At 43.4% G+C, this 18,661-nt stretch carries 15 protein-coding genes; 13 read left to right on the plus strand and 2 right to left on the minus strand.

All coding sequences use genetic code 11. The features are described 5' to 3' along the window. The 12 genes from bcsA (Q8W40_RS07255) to Q8W40_RS07310 all read left to right on the plus strand — a co-directional run bounded on the left by bcsA (Q8W40_RS07255) (position 1) and on the right by Q8W40_RS07310 (position 16,253). Positions 1-2,223 (plus strand): UDP-forming cellulose synthase catalytic subunit, encoded by a 2,223-nt coding sequence (bcsA, locus tag Q8W40_RS07255; RefSeq protein ID WP_305396528.1) that lies wholly within the window; start codon positions 1-3, stop codon positions 2,221-2,223. After that, positions 2,216-4,267 carry a cellulose biosynthesis cyclic di-GMP-binding regulatory protein BcsB gene (locus Q8W40_RS07260; protein WP_305396529.1) on the plus strand — a complete coding sequence of 684 codons (2,052 nt, stop codon included), beginning with the start codon at positions 2,216-2,218 and terminating at the stop codon, positions 4,265-4,267. The genes bcsA (Q8W40_RS07255) and Q8W40_RS07260 overlap by 8 nt, the downstream gene beginning before the upstream one ends. Next, positions 4,258-5,283, plus strand: a complete 1,026-nt coding sequence (locus Q8W40_RS07265; RefSeq protein WP_305396530.1) for a glycosyl hydrolase family 8 — start codon at positions 4,258-4,260, stop codon at positions 5,281-5,283. The genes Q8W40_RS07260 and Q8W40_RS07265 overlap by 10 nt, the downstream gene beginning before the upstream one ends. Next, positions 5,280-6,737, plus strand: a complete 1,458-nt coding sequence (locus Q8W40_RS07270; protein ID WP_305396531.1) for a hypothetical protein — start codon at positions 5,280-5,282, stop codon at positions 6,735-6,737. The genes Q8W40_RS07265 and Q8W40_RS07270 overlap by 4 nt, the downstream gene beginning before the upstream one ends. A 117-nt stretch (positions 6,738-6,854) precedes the next feature. Further along, positions 6,855-7,388, plus strand: coding sequence for a DUF6817 domain-containing protein (locus tag Q8W40_RS07275; RefSeq protein ID WP_305396532.1), 534 nt, complete (start codon positions 6,855-6,857; stop codon positions 7,386-7,388). 51 nt (positions 7,389-7,439) lie between these two features. Continuing rightward, positions 7,440-7,802, plus strand: coding sequence for an MmcQ/YjbR family DNA-binding protein (locus tag Q8W40_RS07280; protein ID WP_305396533.1), 363 nt, complete (start codon positions 7,440-7,442; stop codon positions 7,800-7,802). A gap of 352 nt (positions 7,803-8,154) precedes the next feature. Further along, positions 8,155-8,697 (plus strand): hypothetical protein, encoded by a 543-nt coding sequence (locus Q8W40_RS07285; RefSeq protein ID WP_305396534.1) that lies wholly within the window; start codon positions 8,155-8,157, stop codon positions 8,695-8,697. A gap of 1 nt (position 8,698) precedes the next feature. Further along, positions 8,699-10,933, plus strand: a complete 2,235-nt coding sequence (gene bcsA, locus Q8W40_RS07290; RefSeq protein WP_305396536.1) for a UDP-forming cellulose synthase catalytic subunit — start codon at positions 8,699-8,701, stop codon at positions 10,931-10,933. Continuing rightward, positions 10,926-12,899 carry a cellulose biosynthesis cyclic di-GMP-binding regulatory protein BcsB gene (locus Q8W40_RS07295; RefSeq protein ID WP_305396537.1) on the plus strand — a complete coding sequence of 658 codons (1,974 nt, stop codon included), beginning with the start codon at positions 10,926-10,928 and terminating at the stop codon, positions 12,897-12,899. Before bcsA (Q8W40_RS07290) ends, Q8W40_RS07295 begins: the two co-directional genes overlap by 8 nt. After that, positions 12,896-13,915 carry a glycosyl hydrolase family 8 gene (locus tag Q8W40_RS07300; RefSeq protein WP_305396538.1) on the plus strand — a complete coding sequence of 340 codons (1,020 nt, stop codon included), beginning with the start codon at positions 12,896-12,898 and terminating at the stop codon, positions 13,913-13,915. The genes Q8W40_RS07295 and Q8W40_RS07300 overlap by 4 nt, the downstream gene beginning before the upstream one ends. Then, positions 13,912-15,369: a hypothetical protein gene (locus Q8W40_RS07305; RefSeq protein WP_305396539.1), complete on the plus strand. Its 1,458-nt coding sequence runs from the start codon at positions 13,912-13,914 to the stop codon at positions 15,367-15,369. Before Q8W40_RS07300 ends, Q8W40_RS07305 begins: the two co-directional genes overlap by 4 nt. A gap of 65 nt (positions 15,370-15,434) precedes the next feature. Next, on the plus strand, positions 15,435-16,253 hold the full coding sequence (locus Q8W40_RS07310) for an alpha/beta fold hydrolase (protein WP_305396541.1): 819 nt from the start codon (positions 15,435-15,437) through the stop codon (positions 16,251-16,253). A 137-nt stretch (positions 16,254-16,390) separates the two neighbouring features. Here Q8W40_RS07310 and Q8W40_RS07315 read toward each other — a convergent pair whose 3' ends face one another. Beyond that, entirely contained in the window at positions 16,391-16,822 is a 432-nt protein-coding gene (locus tag Q8W40_RS07315) for a hypothetical protein (RefSeq protein ID WP_305396542.1), read from the minus strand. 327 nt (positions 16,823-17,149) lie between these two features. Between Q8W40_RS07315 and Q8W40_RS07320 the strand changes: the two genes are divergently transcribed. Further along, positions 17,150-17,995, plus strand: a complete 846-nt coding sequence (locus Q8W40_RS07320) for a hypothetical protein (protein WP_305396543.1) — start codon at positions 17,150-17,152, stop codon at positions 17,993-17,995. Between the two features lie 106 nt (positions 17,996-18,101). Here the strand turns inward: Q8W40_RS07320 and Q8W40_RS07325 are convergent, their stop codons facing one another. Then, entirely contained in the window at positions 18,102-18,311 is a 210-nt protein-coding gene (locus tag Q8W40_RS07325; RefSeq protein ID WP_101110120.1) for a cold-shock protein, read from the minus strand. Positions 18,312-18,661 lie beyond the last annotated feature (350 nt).

The raw sequence follows: 18,661 nt of genomic DNA on the forward strand, positions 1-18,661 counted from the left end.
ATGAAACCCGGCTTAACAAAGCAGATCTTTAAAGGTCTGCTGATGCTTTGTGCACTCTACGCATTGTACATTTTGGCGACATTAAACATTTCGACAGAGACGCATATTTGGCTTGCGTCCAGTGCCTTTGTTTTATTACTGCTCTTGTCGAAGAACCTATCGACAAGAGCCACAACATTCATTCTGATCATTGGCGCATTCATTTCGTTTCGTTATATCTATTGGCGATTTCAAGAAACACTTCCTTGGGAAAGTAGCCTCGATCTGCCGTTTGCAATGCTGCTTTTTATCGCGGAGTGCTACGGTATTCTGGTCTATATGATGGGTATGTTTGTAACGGTTAAGCCTTATGAACGGAAACGCGTTCCTTTAAATATAGATGCGCATTTACCCACTGTGGATATCTACATCCCTACCTACAACGAGCCTATGGATGTTGTCGGTCCTACCATTTTGGCGGCATCTCGTTTGGAATACCCTGGTAACTTCCGCGTTTACGTTTTGGACGATGGCGGTACACACCAAAAGTTAAACAATGAGAATGCAGAAGAGGCAAGCGAAGCGCGTAGTAGAGCTCAGGCACTGAAGGCATTTTGTGAAGACGTTGGTGCAAGTTACATCACACGAGAAAAGAACATTCAAGCCAAAGCTGGGAACATCAATCATGCTTTGGAGAAAACATCTGGCGAGCTTCTTTTGATTCTGGATGCCGACCATGTACCAACGCGTGATTTTCTGATGAACACGATCGGCTTGTTTCAGAAGGACCCTAAGCTCGGCTTTGTTCAAACTCCGCATTTCTTTGTTACCCCTGGACCGGTTGAACGAAACCTGGGTATTGAAGATAAAGTCCCTTCAGAAAACGAAATGTTTTACAACAAGACACTGGTTGGAATGGACTTCTGGAATGGTTGCTTTTTTTGTGGGAGTGCAGCGGTTATTCGCAGAGTGGCCCTTGAAGAAGTGGGAGGTATATCCACCAAAACCATCACGGAAGATGCCGACACCGCGTTAAACATGCACTCCAATGGATGGAGCAGTGCGTATCTGAATATTGCAATGGTAGCGGGGTTATCTCCGGATACGTTTGGTGCTTACGTTACACAGCGTTCTCGCTGGGCTCAGGGCATGATACAAATATTCTTGCTTAATAACCCTTTGTTTAAAAAAGGTTTATCAGTTCCACAGCGTATTTGTTACCTAAACTCAACGCTATACTGGTTTTTCCCCATTTTCCGATCGGTGTTCCTTGTATCACCGCTGCTCTATCTCCTGTTCGATTTGCAGATATTTGTTGGCAACACGAAAGATTTTCTGATTTACGTTGTGCCCCATCTGGTGATCAGCGTCATGATAACTCAACGATTGTTTGGCAAAACACGACGCGCATTTTTCTCTGAACTCTACGAAACTGCCCTGTCGATATACCTCTGTTTGCCGACGCTTTCTGTATTACTAAAACCGAAGAAACCCAGTTTTGTGGTGACACCAAAGGGAGAAACAACGCAAAAAGTGTCGTTCTCCAAGCTTACGCCTTTCATGGCATGTCTGTTCGGCTTAGTTGTTCTGGCAGAGGTGTGGGGGATTTACCGCTACGTGAGTTTTCCTGCCGAGCAAAACCAACTTATGCTGGTGATCTTGTTCAACACCTTCAACTTGATTTTGATTGTACTGTGTTTGGGGGCAATGCTCGAAACTCAGCAGCGTCGCAGCGAACCGAGACTGCTAGTGAATGAAAAAGCAGTTATTAAGGATGGAGACAAACGCTTCAATGCCACACTGAACGATATTTCACTGAAAGGTGCAAGGCTGACGTTAAGCAGTGTAGAGCACGATATTTTGTCGGGCGATATTGTCACTGTTTCTTACTTTACTGAGAGCGGGCAAGCCGAGAAAGGTCAAAAACCACGCTATAAAATCGTCAGCCTAGATATGCGAGTGGTGGCGATTAAAAATGGTCAGCAAGGTGTTCAAGTGAGCTGTGTTTTAGTTAGCCAACAGGCTGAAGATATGCAGGTACAATACGCTAAGGCATACGGGCAAAGCCGCCGATGGAGCCAGAGAAGGGAATATGAAGAAAGCTTGAAGCAAGGCGTCTTATCGTCCGTTGTTGGGCTTTTCTCACTAGCGTGTCAACACCTTACCCGAGTACTGACAACGTCCGTAAAGCAAAAAGTTGAAACATCAAAAGTTCAGAGTAAAAAGGAGTTTCAAGGTGAATAGTTTTTTTAATGGGAACGGGCTCTTCGCTTTCATTTTGCTGTTCACCAGTTGTTTGGTTCAAGCAAATAAAACGGTGGAAGTCCCACTCGCTTACGCGACCGACAATCAAGGTGACATTGTACTTCGTGGTCAAAACCAAACCATTTCTATCCCAATATCGATTCTAGATGGACAAGAGGTGGAAGAAATAGCGTTATCGTTGTCGATTTCCAATAACAACGACATCGACCAAACTCTGCTTTGGGTAGCCGCAGGCAATAAAACGTTAGCAAAAATTGAATTAAAGCAGCGCAGTCAGCGCCAGAATATACGCATTGAGATTCCACCCGCACTGGTTTCTCAGGAAAATCCGCACCTGATTTTACGGGTGCAACACCTACTCAAAGACGACAAAGCAACGGTTAACTCCACATCGTTGAGTACACTTGTGAGTAGTGAGCATTCATTTTACTCACTCATGTACTCTGAAAGTTCGTCGCTAGACAGCCAAACGCTCTTGTCGTTTGATGAAATGGTGCAAAGCGATCAAAATTACAACTCTAAGGTGCATTTGATTTCGCTAATTGACCGTAGCTCAACACTAGCGTTGGGGACTGCCGCCTCTATTGTGCAAGGTTGGGCACTCAGAAGTGGGTCAGAAGATCATCAGTTTGATTATCGAATCGAAGGGGTACCCAGTACACAAAGGACAATCCCTACGGACTTGACCGGACCAACGGTTGTATTTGGCAATAAGGAAGCGTTGATAGAGCAGGGTTGGATCGATAACACAATTTATCAAAGTATCACTGGTCCATATTTAGGCACGGGGTTATCGCAAACAGGGATAGAGTGGTTACTCGTGGTCTCCGGTAACAGCGATCTCGATGTAAAACGCGCCGCTCAAGCATTTGCGAATAACACTCGAGACCTGCCCGACACGCGTCATATGGTGATTCAGAAAATTGAATCTGCACAAGATCGTTTTCTAAAAAGTGATGAGACTTATCGGTTGTCTGAGTTTACGAGCCAATCGGATCTTACTCATTCACCGTTGGAGCTCCGATTCGTGATGCCGAGCAATATCCTGTTTGGCACCGAAGACACAGCGAAAATAAATCTACTTCTCGCCCATACTCGTGTGGCACCGGGAGAAGGGTCGATGATATTGCGAGTGAACGATAAGTTCATCAGCAGCATGCCACTGCGTTCCAGTTATTGGCGCGACAGCCAACATTACCGCTTGAATATTCCGATGCGAGATTTTAAACCCGGAATCAACAAGGTGAGCGTGGAAGTGTATGGTCCCATCGACATTCGCAGTCAGCAACGTCGATTCACGGCGACGATGTCTGAAAAATCCAATGTAAGGCTGGGGTCATGGGTTCATTTCATTCCTACAGAGAACCACCAAGTTGCCCCAACCGATTTTCTCGTGTTGACGGACAACAATGGTAAATCGGCACAAATTACCGTTGATAAATCTGATCCCATTCAAATGAACGCCCTGTGGCGGTTGCTGAGTTACGTGTCGCATCGAACCCAGCAAACCGCGTCTGATTTACTCATTACAGAGACCGAGAAGCAGCAACGTGAATTTCAGGTGATGCTTCGTCAGCCAATGAAAAGTACTGAACAAAACCTGCAAGAAGAGGGGCGATTAGCAGAAGTGAAACAGCAATTGTTCGATTACGTTGCCCATGAGCAGAAAATAGCAAATGAAGAAAGGCAGGAACAGCAAGAGTCAGAATACGCTGTGGTGGAATCACCGTTTGAATTTGAAGCTGAAAAACGTGCTTTTGTGAAGCACAACAATGGTAACGGTTGGTACCGAATTCAATTGTTGGAAAGTACAGAGTCGCAATTTGATGAATTCCTTAAAAGTGAGCCAACGCAAACGCCGTCTGGCTTATTAAGCGAGCGAGATTTTTCGCGCAGTATCCATCAATTCATAAAAGCGATTTTCATTGGTTACCCAATTGGGCTGGCGTTAGCGGCATTATTTATCATTTGGTGTATGTCCTCGATTGTTACCCGATATCTTGAGGAACGAAAATGCGGATAAAACGATCCATTTTAGTCTTGTCAGGACTCTCTTCTATTTGGGTAAGTGGTGCGAGCTTTGCGTCATCGCAATGCCATAGCGATCAAAGTATGTGGAGCACGTACAAATCCAGTTTTATTACACGCAATGGTCGAGTCATAGATAATGCCAACAAACACATTTCACACAGTGAAGGCCAGGGTTACGGCATGCTCATTGCCGAGTATTTTGGCGACAAAAAGACATTTAGAAAACTTTGGAGTTGGACTCAAAAACACTTAAGCCGAGATCAAGATCCTCTGTTTTCATGGAAATGGCAGTCTAAAACACCCCATGTACCCGACAAAAATAACGCTAGTGACGGCGATATTCTTATTGCTTGGGCGTTGTTACGCGCGAGTAAACGTTGGCCAAATCAAGGATATCAATCCAGCGCCAAGGAAATCATTCAAGAGCTACAGCACTCTCACCTAAAAAGCCGAAAAGGTGAGGTGGTTCTCTTACCTGGTAGCTACGGGTTTGAATTCAGTAGGCGAACGGTTGTTAATCCGGCGTATTGGGTCTTTCCTGCATTTGATGATTTCAGCCAATACAGCGATCAGTGGAAAGCGTTGTCGGAAAGTGGCGTGGCGATGCTAAACGCAAATCTCTACGGTCACCATTTGCTACCACCAGATTGGTTGGAAGTCAGTAACAATGGTTGGAAACCTGCTCAAAATTTCCCGCCTCAGTTTAGTTACTCAAGTTACCGAGTGCCACTCCATCTGGTGTGGGGAGGGCGTTCTCATCGAATCAATTGGCTTTATAACAATTGGTTGGAAAGCAGTAACAAAGCGTGGGTGGATGTGACAACAGGTGAGTTGGCACCTTATCCACCCCCAGAAGGTGCAACCGCAATCGCTCAATTGGTCGAACGCGCCAGTAAACCAAGCGCCTCTCAAAAACGGATCTCTGTGTATCCCAAAGGAAAAGATTATTACTCCGATAGCTTAGTGCTGCTATCGCACATTGCTTACAACGAAAGGATTTGCCAATGAAACGTTACCTTGTCATCGCAGCACTGATATCCCTGCCTGTACATGCGCAAAAACAACAAGACGTTACTGTTTTCGACGAGCGAATTGTTGTCGAAGTGAGCTCAGAATCTCAACCTGAATTTGATGAAAGTATATATTGGGAAATACTGAACAATACAGGCTGGAAACAAGCAAAAGAAGCATCGAAAGGGCTGACTATTTCACCTGCTCTCAAAGAGGAAATTGATTACAAGGAGTCTCTTGAACGTTTGAGCCACCTTGTTAAGAAACGAAGAACAAGTAAGGCGAATGCCTTGATCCTTGCTCATCCAGAGTGGCGCACTTGTGATCGTATTCAATGGCTTTGGTGGGATTTAAAAAATGAAAGCAGCACGGGGTATGGCAGCAACGCGAAATCTAAATATCAATTTATTCTTGATAACTGTGAAGGGCATGAGTTAAGTACCACGCAAAAGCTACTCAGTTGGACTGGGCAAAGTGCACAAAATGACATTTTGGCAAGATACAAAGCGTCCGCCAATTACAATGCAAAAGCGGCGGCTAAAATCCACCACGATTTGCAAATGGATCGGTTTGCCGCGGGAAAAGTCAGCGTAAATGAATTGGTGGATCTCGAAAAAATCGTGATGCGTAAAAAAGACGCAGAACTTGCCGAATTGGTCGCTTGGAAATATCTTGAAAATCAACAGCCCTCAAAAGCGCTAGAGTGGTTTGAATCGGCAATCGGCTGGGCAGGACCAACAGACAAGCGCATTGAAGGAAAATTGCTGAGCCTTCAAAAAATGGGAGAACAAAACCGCTTTCAAGTCGAATACAAGATTTGGTCGAAAGAATACCCTGCCATCGCTAAGTGGGATATTGGTTCCGATGAGGAAATGGATTTGGCGTGTGAAGAATCCACCGTTAAGTGTTTACAATCTTTGCGTGACAAGCCTGAATTGTCTGCGCAGGAATACGCGTTGAAAGGGTGGAAATTATACGAACTATCACGCCCAATATCGGCAAAGTTGGTGTTCGAAAATGCCATTAACCGAATGTCACCTGCTGATGAAGAGTGGGACTTAACTCAATACGGCTACATGCTTTCGCTGGAACAATCGGGTTATGCCGACAAAGCCGATCTACTTGCCCTGCAAATAAATGATTCTGGCAAACGTCGTAAAATAGACAAACAAACCGCATTAAAACAGGTGTATTTCGCGTTCGACAGCAAAGAATACGATGTCGCCCTGTCTCGAATTGATGAGTATGAAACGTTGTATGGAAAAGAGGTCCAGCTGATTGAAATTAAAGCGTGGGCACTTTACAACAGTGAGCGTAAAAAAGAAGCGTTGAGTGAATTCGCTGTACTTGCCGAAGCCTTCCCACATGACGTAAAAATGCAGCATTCTTATTTGGTTATCAAATGCAGTGTTTACGCACACAATGCAGAGTGTCGAAAGTTAGGTTATTAAAAAATGTTGAAACCCTTCCTATTTTGGAAGGGTGTTTAGTTACACTAACTAATAATATGAAATAACACGCATTGTTATCGAATTACCTAAATGGATAGAGAAAGGAATAACAGGTACATGAAGGATAAGTTTGAGGCACTCAAAGCATTAGGTGCAGGGGATTTTCAGCATTTAAATGGCTCGTTAATCATTCATTTGGAAGGGACGCAACGCATTCTTAAGGAGTGGGGTGCATCCGAAGTACTGCAAACGGCGGGGCTGTTTCATGCGGCATATGGAACCGCTGGGTTCGATGAAATCATGGTGTCATTGGACAAGCGCAATGAGATCGCAGGCGTGATAGGTGTAGAGGAAGAAGAACTCGTTTATCTCTACTGCTCATGCGATAGGGATAGTGTATTTCCGCAGTTTGAAGGCAGAGATCCCATTCGGTTCAAAGACCGATTTGTTAGCAAAACATTTGACTTGGACAAAAGCACTTTACGTCTGTTTTGTGAGTTAACCGTCGCGAATGAACTTGAATTGGTGTACGCAAGCGATGAGTTTAAGAAACAGTATGGCAAAGAACGGTTTACTCTATTTGAGGCAATGCAGCCGTACCTCTCACTCAACGCAAAAAGCGCTTATCAAAACGCTCTCGCCAACGTATAAAAAGATAGAGACTAAATCAAAGGTAGATATTGTGAATACGAAGGCTCGCTTATGACATACGAAGAGTTTAACCAATTCTGTGGCTCCTTAGTGGCAACGACTCACGTTGTGCAATGGGGTGATTCTCATGTGTGGAAAGTTGGTGGAAAAGTGTTTGCGATAGGAGGCTGGGGCGATAACAAGCAACCCGCTTATATCTTCAAAACGTCCAATAATAATTTTGATTTTCTAAGCGACCATGATGGCTATCGTCCTGCTCCGTACTTTGCAACCCGTGGTATGAAGTGGATTCAACAAACGGATACAGCCGGCGATAAAGATGAAGAGTTAATTTACTACATTAAAGAATCCTATCGCATCGTTTCACTGGGGCTGACCAAAGCCAAGCAAAAAGAATTGGGCTTAAACCAGTAGCGTTCTCCACCTCAATCCTACCTAAACTTAACTTCGTCTTTAGATAGAAAACAGACCCTAATTAGAGCCGAGGTTATTGATATATTTAGACCAATACCTCGGCTGCTAATACACATTTGAAACGGACCGTTCGAACCCGTTAAGTGTCTCTTTCTTTACGCTGTTTTTCATTTTCAATGTCAGATTGAGAAACTTAAATCGGTACCACCAAAAAATAATCTCTATTTGCTATAGTGATTATTTTGTTTTTATATCCGATTGAAATATAAATAAAAAAACCATAAACCTCATGTGGCAAACATCTTGCTTGTACCTACTCCTACCAAGATTGGATAGACAAGAGCAGGGACACATGGACTTTAAAACGGTATCGATAATAAAGGGGTTGATCGCTCTTTCATTAGGCTCTCTTTTATTAGTGGGCTGTAAAACCACTCAGCAGGCGAGACTTGGGCAAGATAGAACGTACGATCCCAATCAAATCGAAGACTACCAGCTTCCGATATTGGTTGGTGATATTCAAACCCAGCGTAGCTTTCGCCAGCTTAAAGCGCGAGAAACATGGTTCTGGGCACTTCTTACTAACGATGCCTTCCTTCCTGGTGAAAACGTTATTGTTCAAATCATCAGTGATGTTCCTCTAAAGCAGCCCCCAGAAATATTTGCATTCTCGGTTCCCGAGTCAGCAGGGGATTTGGCGTATAACCCTGTCGGTCCCTTTCAATCATGGACAACCAAGACTGAAAGCGGCGGCAAATGCTTACAAGCACATCAAAACATAAAAATGGAAGGTTACTGGATTTCCATTTTTACCCACTACTGCACGCAGGATAAAAACCAAGACCTATCGTGGGTAAACGACTTTCAACGTTCTCCAATGCTAGAAGGATTCTAGAATGACGACTAATCTTCCAAAGCTGCTGTTTAAGGTTTTGCTCGTGTTATGTGCGATCTACTGCCTTTTCATGTTGGCCACTTTAAACATTTCGACCGACACACATATTTGGTTGGCATCGAGCGCGTTTATTTTGATTCTTCTTTTATCAAAAAACATGTCGACTAGGGCGACGACGTTTATTCTGATCATCGGTGCATTCATTTCTTTCCGTTATATTTATTGGCGCTTCCATGAAACTCTTCCATGGGAGAGCCAAATTGATCTGCCCTTTGCCATGCTTTTATTCTGTGCCGAATGTTATGGCATTTTGGTGTATGTCATGGGTATGTTTGTAACGGTAAAACCCTATGAGCGTAAACGTGTCCCTATAAATCCAGATGTGGCTTTGCCATCTATTGATGTGTTTATACCTACCTACAATGAACCGATCAGTGTCGTAGAACCTACGATCTTGGCCGCGAGCAGAATGGAATATCCGGGAGAGGTGCGGGTTTATGTACTGGATGATGGCGGGACGTACAATAAATTGAATGATGAAGATGTAGATGCCGCACATTACGCGAAAAAACGAGCCAACACCCTAAAAGATTTTTGTACAGAAGTAGGTGCAACCTACATGACCCGCAAGAAAAATGAGTTGGCAAAAGCAGGGAATATAAACCACGCGTTAAGTAAATCATCTGGCGACTTAGTATTGGTTCTCGATGCCGATCACGTTCCGACTCGTGACTTTTTAATGAACACAGTCGGCATGTTCCAGAAAGAACCAAATTTAGGGTTTGTGCAAACACCTCACTTCTTTATCACTCCGGGACCTGTCGAAAAAAACCTTGGTATTGAAGACAAAGTTCCTTCTGAAAATGAAATGTTTTACAACAAAATCTTGGTGGGCATGGATTTTTGGAATGGTTGCTTTTTTTGCGGCTCCGCAGCGATTATCCGCCGTGTCGCATTGGAAGAAGTTGGAGGTATATCCACTCGAACCATCACAGAAGATGCGGACACAGCTTTAAATATTCACTCAAAAGGTTGGGATAGCGCTTACTTAAACCGACCCATGGTTGCAGGCTTATCTCCAGATACGTTTGGTGCGTATGTGACTCAGCGGTCTCGTTGGGCACAGGGAATGATACAAATATTTTTGTTGAATAACCCGCTGCTAAAACGTGGCTTGAGCTTAGGGCAGCGAGCTTGTTATCTCAATTCCACCGTGTATTGGTTCTTCCCGATCTTCAGAACGGTTTTCCTAATTTCGCCATTACTGTATTTATTACTCGACCTCCAAATATTTGTGGGCAACGCGACGGACTTTTTGATTTTTGTGGTCCCTCACTTAGTCATAAGCATTATGATCACCCAGCGATTGTTTGGTAAAACCCGACGCGCTTTCTTTTCCGAATTGTATGAAACCGCTTTGTCGATATACCTTTTCTTACCTGCCTTATCGACCCTAATTCATCCAACGAAACCCAGTTTTGTAGTCACCCCTAAAGGGGAAACAACCCGCAAAGTCTGCTTTTCTAAATTGACGCCGTTCATGGCATTTATCTTTGGGCTGGTGGTAGCGGCGGAAGCCTGGGGAATTTATCGATACATGCAATTTCCTACCGAACAAAGTCAGCTGATTTTGGTTATCGTGTTCAACACTTTTAACCTTTTACTCATCATTTTGTGTTTGGGGGCGATGTTGGAAAAGCAACAGCGCCGTAGTGAGCCTCGTTTATTGGTGAATGAAAAAGCGGAAATCAAAGTTGGTGAAAGAAGCCTGAATGCGACCTTGAACGATGTTTCGATCAAAGGGGCAAGACTGACTCTTCACGACCCGGATCATGATATTCATCGTGGCGATACCGTTGATGTGGTCTATTTCACCGAGAACGGGAAATGCAGTACGGGCAAAACACTCTACAAACAAGTGCACTTAAACATGCGAGTTGTCGCCGTTAAAAATGGACATCATGGCATACAAATCTGCTGCTTGATGGAGAGCAATTTGGCGGAAGATATGCAGATTCAATACGCTAAAACGTATGGTCAAAGTAGCCGTTGGGACGACAGAAGACGCTACGAAGAAGGATTGCATCAAGGGCTGTTTTCGTCAGTTTTGAGCTTGTTTTCACTGGTGTGTGAGAACCTGACTCGAGTACTGACAACGTCGATTAAACAGCAAATAGACTCATCGAAAGCGAGCGGCAGTAAAGTGAGCGGTAAAAAGGGATTTCAAAATGACTAGATTCTTCTTCCTATTGTGTTTCGTTGTCTCATTGAATGCGGTCGCAGAAAAAAAGGTGACCGTTCCGCTCACGTATTCCACGGTAAATCAGGGGGACATCGTGTTACGTGGTCAGACACAAATGATCAACCTGCCTATTTCGATACTTGAAGGTCAAAAGGTGGAAAAACTCCATCTTTCTCTAGCGGTATTCAATAATAATGTGGTTGATAAGTCACTGCTCTGGATTTCAACGGGTAAGCGCACTTTGGTAAATATCGAGCTCAAGCAGCGCTCCCAGTTTCAGCAGCTGGATGTGACCATTCCGCCCGAGCTGATATCCAAACGTGATTCAAGTTTGAACCTAAGAATTCAACATATTTCAAATGATCCTTCGCATGTGGTTGATGCGACCGAGCTGACAACGGTGATTAATGCGGAAAGCTCGAACTACTCTCTAACCTACATCGAAAGCACGAATACTGAAGATCAAACGCTGCTTGCATACAACGACATGATTCGAAGCGGCCAAGGGCATGGGTTGCCTGTTCAAATGGTGTCTTTGGTGGAGGACAATCAGGATCTCTCTTTGGGTATTGCAGCCTCTTTGGTACAGGGCTGGACGCTTAAAAGTGGCTCTGAAGACTACAAGTTTGACTATATCACTTCCCTTTCAGCTTCCTTTTCGACCACAAAACCCACAGTGGTGTATGGCACACGGGATCATTTACTTAATGCGGGTTGGATAGATTTGGAGACGCATAGCGCCATTTCTGGTCCGTATCTAAAAACCGGGAAAAATCCGAAAGGTATTGATTGGCTCCTAGTGATATCTGGGAACAGCCCAATGGAAGTGAAAAGAGCGTCTAAAGTTTTTGCAAATAACTTACGTCGGCTCCCTGATAGCGCTTCGACTGTTATAAAAGTCGATGATGCGATGAAAGACACATCATTAAAAAGTGCAGAAAAATACCTCGTATCCGAGTTTACCGATCAGGTAGAGCTTACCGATTCACCTCTCGCGTTATCGCTGATTATGCCGAGCAATATAATGTTCAGTAGTGAAGACAATGCCAAGCTAAATCTCTTGTTACAGCATTCCCGCGTGTCGCCCGGTGAAGGCTCTATGATATTGCGTGTAAACGGAAAATATGCGAACAGTTTGCCCTTGCGTTCCAGTTATTGGCGGGATAATCAGCACTATAGAATCAACATTCCCATGAAAGACTTTAGACCCGGAATCAATCACGTGAGTGTTCAAGTTTATGGGCCCGTCGACATTCGCAACCAACAGCGGCGATTTAAAGTGTTCATGTCGGACAATTCGAATCTTCATTTAAGTTCTTGGGTTAAGTTTATTCCAACAGAAGGTCATAGTGTTTCTCCTACCGATTTCCTCGCCATAACGGACGATTGCGGTAAGCAGGCTCAGATAACATTGGATCCAGATAACCCAGAGCAGCTAACAAAACTTTGGAGATTGCTCAGCCATGTATCTCATCGCACACACAAAGCAATGCCCGGATTATTGGTGACGAGCGAAGCGCAACAAAAGCGCCAACTCCATATAAAGCTAAATGAAACGAATGAAGAAAACTTTGTTTTTGAGCAAACCGAGAATGACTCTAGATGGGAAGAACTCAAACATACTCTGTTTGATTTTATTGCGCATTCAGAAAGCGGAACGGATGATTTTGGGCAATCGTTAAATACTCATGAGCTGGCTTATGTAAGACACACCAATAACAAAGGTTGGTATCGGCTTCAGTTCACAGAAAGTTCGCCGGAAAAGTTTGATGACTTTCTACGCAGTGAATCCAGTGCCCCTCCGAAGGGAGTGCTAAGTGAAAAAGAATTTTCGAGTAATTCATCGCAGTTTTTTAAAGCTGCTTTCATTGGGTATCCTGCTGCACTGTCCGTTATTGCTCTCATCATTATTTGGTGGATATCGGCGTTTGTATCTCGTTTTTTGGAAGCGCGAAAATGAAAAAAAAGACCGGTTTCTTTGTGGTTGCAGCGACGAGCTTAGTGGTCAGTACCAACGCTATGGCGCTTGCCATGTGCAAAAGTGATATTGGCATGTGGCATACGTTCAAGAACAGCTATGTTAATCAAGATGGGCGCGTTGTGGATGTGGGCAACCAAGGCATATCACACAGTGAAGGGCAGGGGTACGGAATGCTTATCGCTGAATATTTTGGTGACAAAGCGACGTTCGACCGCATGTGGCATTGGACCCAAAAAAACCTACAGCGAAAAGAAGACGGCTTGTTTTCTTGGAAATGGCAGCCGAAAAAGCCGCATATCCCCGACAGAAATAATGCCAGCGATGGCGATGTGCTGATTGCATGGGCTCTGCAACGAGCTCAAAAGCAATGGTCTGGTCAGGGGTATGGTTCTAGTGCGAAACAAATCGTTAATGAACTGCAAAAATCCCATATAAAGACGGTGAACCGGCAGAGCATATTACTCCCCGGAGCGTATGGATTTAATTTTGATGATCGTACGGTCGTTAACCCTGCGTATTGGGTGTATCCGGCATTGCAGGATTTCAATCAATACAGCCGCCAATGGTCGAAACTGTATAAAAGTGGTTTATCGATTCTAAATCAAAACCTTTACGGACCTGAAAAACTGACGTCGGATTGGTTGGAATACAAAAATGGTGGTTGGAGACCGGCCTCTGGCTTTGAATCACGCTTTAGTTACTCGAGTTATCGCATTCCGCTTTACGTTATTTGGGGGGGGCAATCGCACCAACTGAATACGCACTATACTAGCTGGCTGAACCAGAATACGGCATGGGTGAATGTACGTTCTGGTGAATCGGCCAGTTACCCACCACCTGATGGTGCCATCGCAATCGCTCAACTTGTTCGACTCTCCCGCGCTTCACGGAAAAAAGGACAAGGCATAAAAGTTTACCCCAAAGGAAAAGACTATTACTCCGACAGCTTGGTGCTGTTGTCCCATATCGCTTATAACGAAAGGATTTGCCAATGAACAGATACATCTTATTGGTAGCGCTAACTGCGTTGACAGCACAGGCTCAAGATCATCATGAAATCACGGTCTTTGACGACCGCATTCAAGTAGAAGTCACAACACAAACCCAAACGGGGTTTGATGAAACGATTTATTGGAAAATGTTGGAGAAAAAAGGGTGGAAGGCGACCCAAAAAGCAACAGAAGGTCTGAACATTTCTTCAGCACTAAAAACAGAACTTAGCTATCAAGAATCGTTATACGACTTAAATCGGCACCTGAAAAATCGCAGACTGACAGCCGCTAAAACGTTACTCGAAAAATACCCCCAGTGGCGAACATGCGATCGCGTCCAATGGCTATGGCTAGATTTAAAAAATGAAACCATGACGGGCTATGGCTCGAATGCACAGGCTAAATACCAGTCGATTCTCGACAACTGTAAAGGGCAAGAGTTGAGTACGACACAAAAGTTATTGAGCTGGACACCGTCAAGTGCAGGCAGCGATATTCTAGCGAGGTATAAAACATCAGCGGGCTACGATAGAAAGTTTGCTGCGCAATTAGAATACGACAATCGATTGAGCCAACTAGAATCAGCGAGTATTTCTGACAGTCAATTAGAAAGTATTGGGCGATCAGCTAAATCGAGAAAAGATGCGAAAACAGCTGAAGTCATCGCTTGGAAATACATGGAGTCGGAGCAGCCAGATGTTGCACTTGGTTGGTTTGAAAGCGCAATCAATTGGGGGGGACCGAACGAAAAGCGTATTGAAGGCAAATTACTCAGTTTGCAGGCGATGGAAGATATAGAACGCTTGCATATGGAGCATCAAGTTTGGTCGGAAAAATACCCATCCATTGCAGAAATGGATATAGGATCTGGCGCTAAAGAAGATCTGGAATGTGAAGAATCTGCCGCGAAATGTTTGGAAAGCCTGAATAACAAACCCAATCTAACTGCCCAAGATTTTGTGATGAAGGGTTGGAAGCTTTATGAACTTCAACGCCCGATGTCGGCATCGATCGCGTTTGAAGAGGCACTCGACATGATGCCAAAAGATGACCCGCAAAGAGATCTTACTCAGTATGGATATGTATTAGCGTTAGAAAAAATGGGGTATTCAGATAAAGCAATCGCGTTGGCCATGCAAATTAATGATGTGGAAAAACGCGTCGAAATAGATAAGAAGGTTGCGGTAAGAAGGGTTTATTCTGCCTTCCAAGCAGAGGCCTATGAAGAAACTCTCGCACGTATCGAACAATACGAACAAGACTATGGCAAAGATGTGAAACTCATCGAAATCAAAGCGTGGGCGCTCTACAACAGCCAACGTAAAGAAGAAGCGTACGCTGAATATACGGTTTTAGCCGAAGCCTTCCCTCACAATGAGGAAATGCAACGCTCTTACTTGATAATAAAGTGTGGCTTTGCTGAACACGCGTCAGTGTGTCACGAACTTGATTATTGAGTATACGTTCCGCAAATTGAGGCTGCTTGGGTATAATGGACGCGGCTTTAATATGAGGATTTGAAATGAGTAAATGGACTTTACCCGATACGTTTGAATTTGAGGGGCGACAAGTTAAATATGGCATTGAAGGTGAAGGGGAGCCTTTGGTTATAGTGCATGGTACGCCCTGGTCTTCTTTTAATTTAAGACACCTGATCAGGGATTTATCTCGCCATTATCAAGTTCACTTTTTTGACCTTCTCGGCTATGGAGAGTCAGACAAAAGCGAAGCGGATGTTTCTCTAGGAATACAAAATACATTGCTGGATGCGTTAGTTGAGCATTGGCAGATCGATACTCCGTACATTGTTGGGCATGATTTTGGTGGTACAACGGTATTAAGAAACCATATTTTAGATAAGCGAAAATACAAAAAGATAGCAGTGATCGATCCTGTTGCCTTATCACCTTGGGGTTCGCCATTTTTCAAACATATCGAGGAGCACGAAGCCGCATTTTCTGGTGTACCGGATTTTATTCATGCGGCAATTGTTGAAGCTTATATAAAGACCGCAGCCCATCAAGAACTCGACGCAGAAACGATAGAGGGCATTCTATCCCCGTGGATGGGAGAGTTGGGCAAGCCCGCTTTTTACTGTCAAATAGCGCAAGCGGATTCAAAGTATACAGATGATTTTCAGGATAGGTTTTTAGAGGTAAGTGCACCCACTCTTATTCTGTGGGGTCAAGAAGATCAATGGATACCTTGCGAGCAAGCTTACCGACTTCAAAATAAGATTGAGGGCGCTAAATTGGTCACAATTCCTAATACTGGTCATTTAGTCATTGAAGAAAACCCGAAAGCACTGGTTGCAGAAATACAAAAATTCTTTGGGAGTTAGAGGCTGTTAACCTTTTGAGGCTAAATTTTGCTTGGGTTCTAGGCTCTTTGATTGGGTGGAATACCTCCCCTCACATAGATGGAGAGGAGGTTTTAACTTAACAAGTTAACTGTCTGCTGAGTTTGCTATCTGTTGAGTTAACTGTCTTTTGAATTGGATGGTGCTTTGTAACCTAGTGTATAGCTGTCGAAATCTCGCATTAAGTAAAGTACAAGGCAGGCGGCGAGCATTGGCCAAGCCGTAAAGAACAACAAATTACCTAGTGGGTCTAGGTATTTCATGAAAGATGAAAAAGTTGAGAAGCTATGCAAAACCAGCGCAATCAGGTATGTCTTAGAGCGTTGAATACCGAGTAAGAATGCACCAACAAATACAAGCTGAACAATGCCAATGACCAAAGAAAAACCAGAGGATACGTCGAGGCCATAGAAAGCTGAAAATACCTTAGTGGAATGTTCCGGTGCGAGGATTTTGTCGAATGCCCAAACAAAGAAAACAAGGGCAATGGTAACGCGTAGAGCCAATAAGCCGAGTGCGAGATGTTTTTGCTGTTGAGGTGAGATGTTCAAGATAAATTTCTCCAATTATATGAATGCGGAGAATACAGACCGAGCAGCTTTTTAATTTATTTCTGAATGACTGGTTATTTTATAAAGTAATCGACGATTTAAAGTTAAATAGGAATGAGAATCACAATGTGAGTGGGTGAGAATAATGCGAGCTACTTCTCCTGTTTATGTGAAACGCCTGTTTATTCAAGATTTTAACCCACGTTCATCATGCTATTCTTCTTGCGACTGGAAAGCTGTTGAATGAAGACAAAGGGTTATCTGTCTATGTATCTTCAGGGCAATGAGCACAGTTTGTATAGAACGTGAAATCATTAAAAGGGATTTATGACTAACCAAGTTTTTCGCTATAGCAAGAAATGGCAAAAAGCCGCCAAAATCTGTGTCGTTGCATTAGCATTGATAGGAAGCAGTTTTTTGTACCTCACTCAGTGCGATACAGAGGGTATCGATGTATTGGGTATTCTGGCTTCAGCACCGTTGCTGTTGCTTGCTGTGGTGTTGGGACATTTGGCACGCAACCTACCAAATAAAGCGATTGAGTTAAACAATGATGGAGTTTGGTATCAACATGAAGGCGAAGTAAACGGAAAAGTGTTATTTGATCGTGTATGCCGTATCAAAGAGCGTTTGATTTTGCAGCGATTGGATTTACTGGATCAGGAAGGTCGTAAGCTGATTAGTATCGATTATAAACTCACAGATTTTGAAATTTTAAGGTATGCGCTGTGTGACAAGATAAACTCGCACCTAACGGCGCAAGATCAGTCCGAATTTAGGAAAGGTACGCTGATTCGTGTTTCTCATCTGATAGGGGTTATCTTGTTTCCTTTCTTGCCTCTGGTCGCGTTTTGGACAGGGCTGAATTGGTTTTTGATAGTGGGAACTGTTTTTGTTGTTGTACTGATCGTGCACGAATATCTTAATACGCCAATCGATTTGGTGATTAGGAAAAATGCGTTGTCGGTGCGTTATCGATTACGCCACACCCATGTTGGGTTTGATGAAGTGATCGGTCTTCAAATGATCGACGAGCTAGAAAATGGTAACCGCATTCCTTATGTTCAATTGACTTGTAGACATTTAAGAAAGCCAATTAAGTTAAAAGGCTTGGGTGTGGATGTGAATAGATTGTTTTCAATACTCGAAAACACAATAACAAAAAAGCAATAATAATGCGTTTATTCAAACAATATCGATAAAAGTGAGGCGGTTTGGGTATAAAAAAATAGCCAGAATCATCTGGCTATTTTTATAAACTAAACATTACTCAAAGGAGTTAAAGAACAGAAATATCTTCCGCTTGAGGTCCTTTATTACCTTGAGTGACTTTAAATTCAACTTTCTGACCTTCTACCAAAGTACGGAAGCCGTCCCCTGTAATTGCTGAGAAGTGTGCAAAAACGTCTGGTCCATTTTCTTGTTGAATAAAACCAAAGCCTTTAGATTCGTTGAACCATTTTACGCTACCCACTACTTTGTCTGACATGATGTTTTCCTAGTTAAAAGATTATTTAATACGTGATTGCATAGGAAGCTACCATAAAAAATAAAGGTAGCAAGGGACAAAATCACATTAACGCGTATTAATAGTTGAAATATCTTAGTGATATTTTTCTTTATATTTATTTGATTCAAGAAAGGCAATCGTCTTTACACAAGAAACATTCTTTTTTGGAATGAGTGTAGATGAAGTGTACCCAGAAGGTTCGAATCGCGAATATGAGAATGTGCTTAAGTTGAAATGTTTTAATCCATGAATATATTGTGGTTAATTTGGCAGGTTGGTAGTGTTGATGAATACTCAGAGCCTCTGGGAAATCACTTAAAAAGGAGTTA

This window comes from Vibrio penaeicida (genome assembly GCF_030689305.1).
GTDB classification, from domain to species: domain Bacteria; phylum Pseudomonadota; class Gammaproteobacteria; order Enterobacterales; family Vibrionaceae; genus Vibrio; species Vibrio penaeicida_B.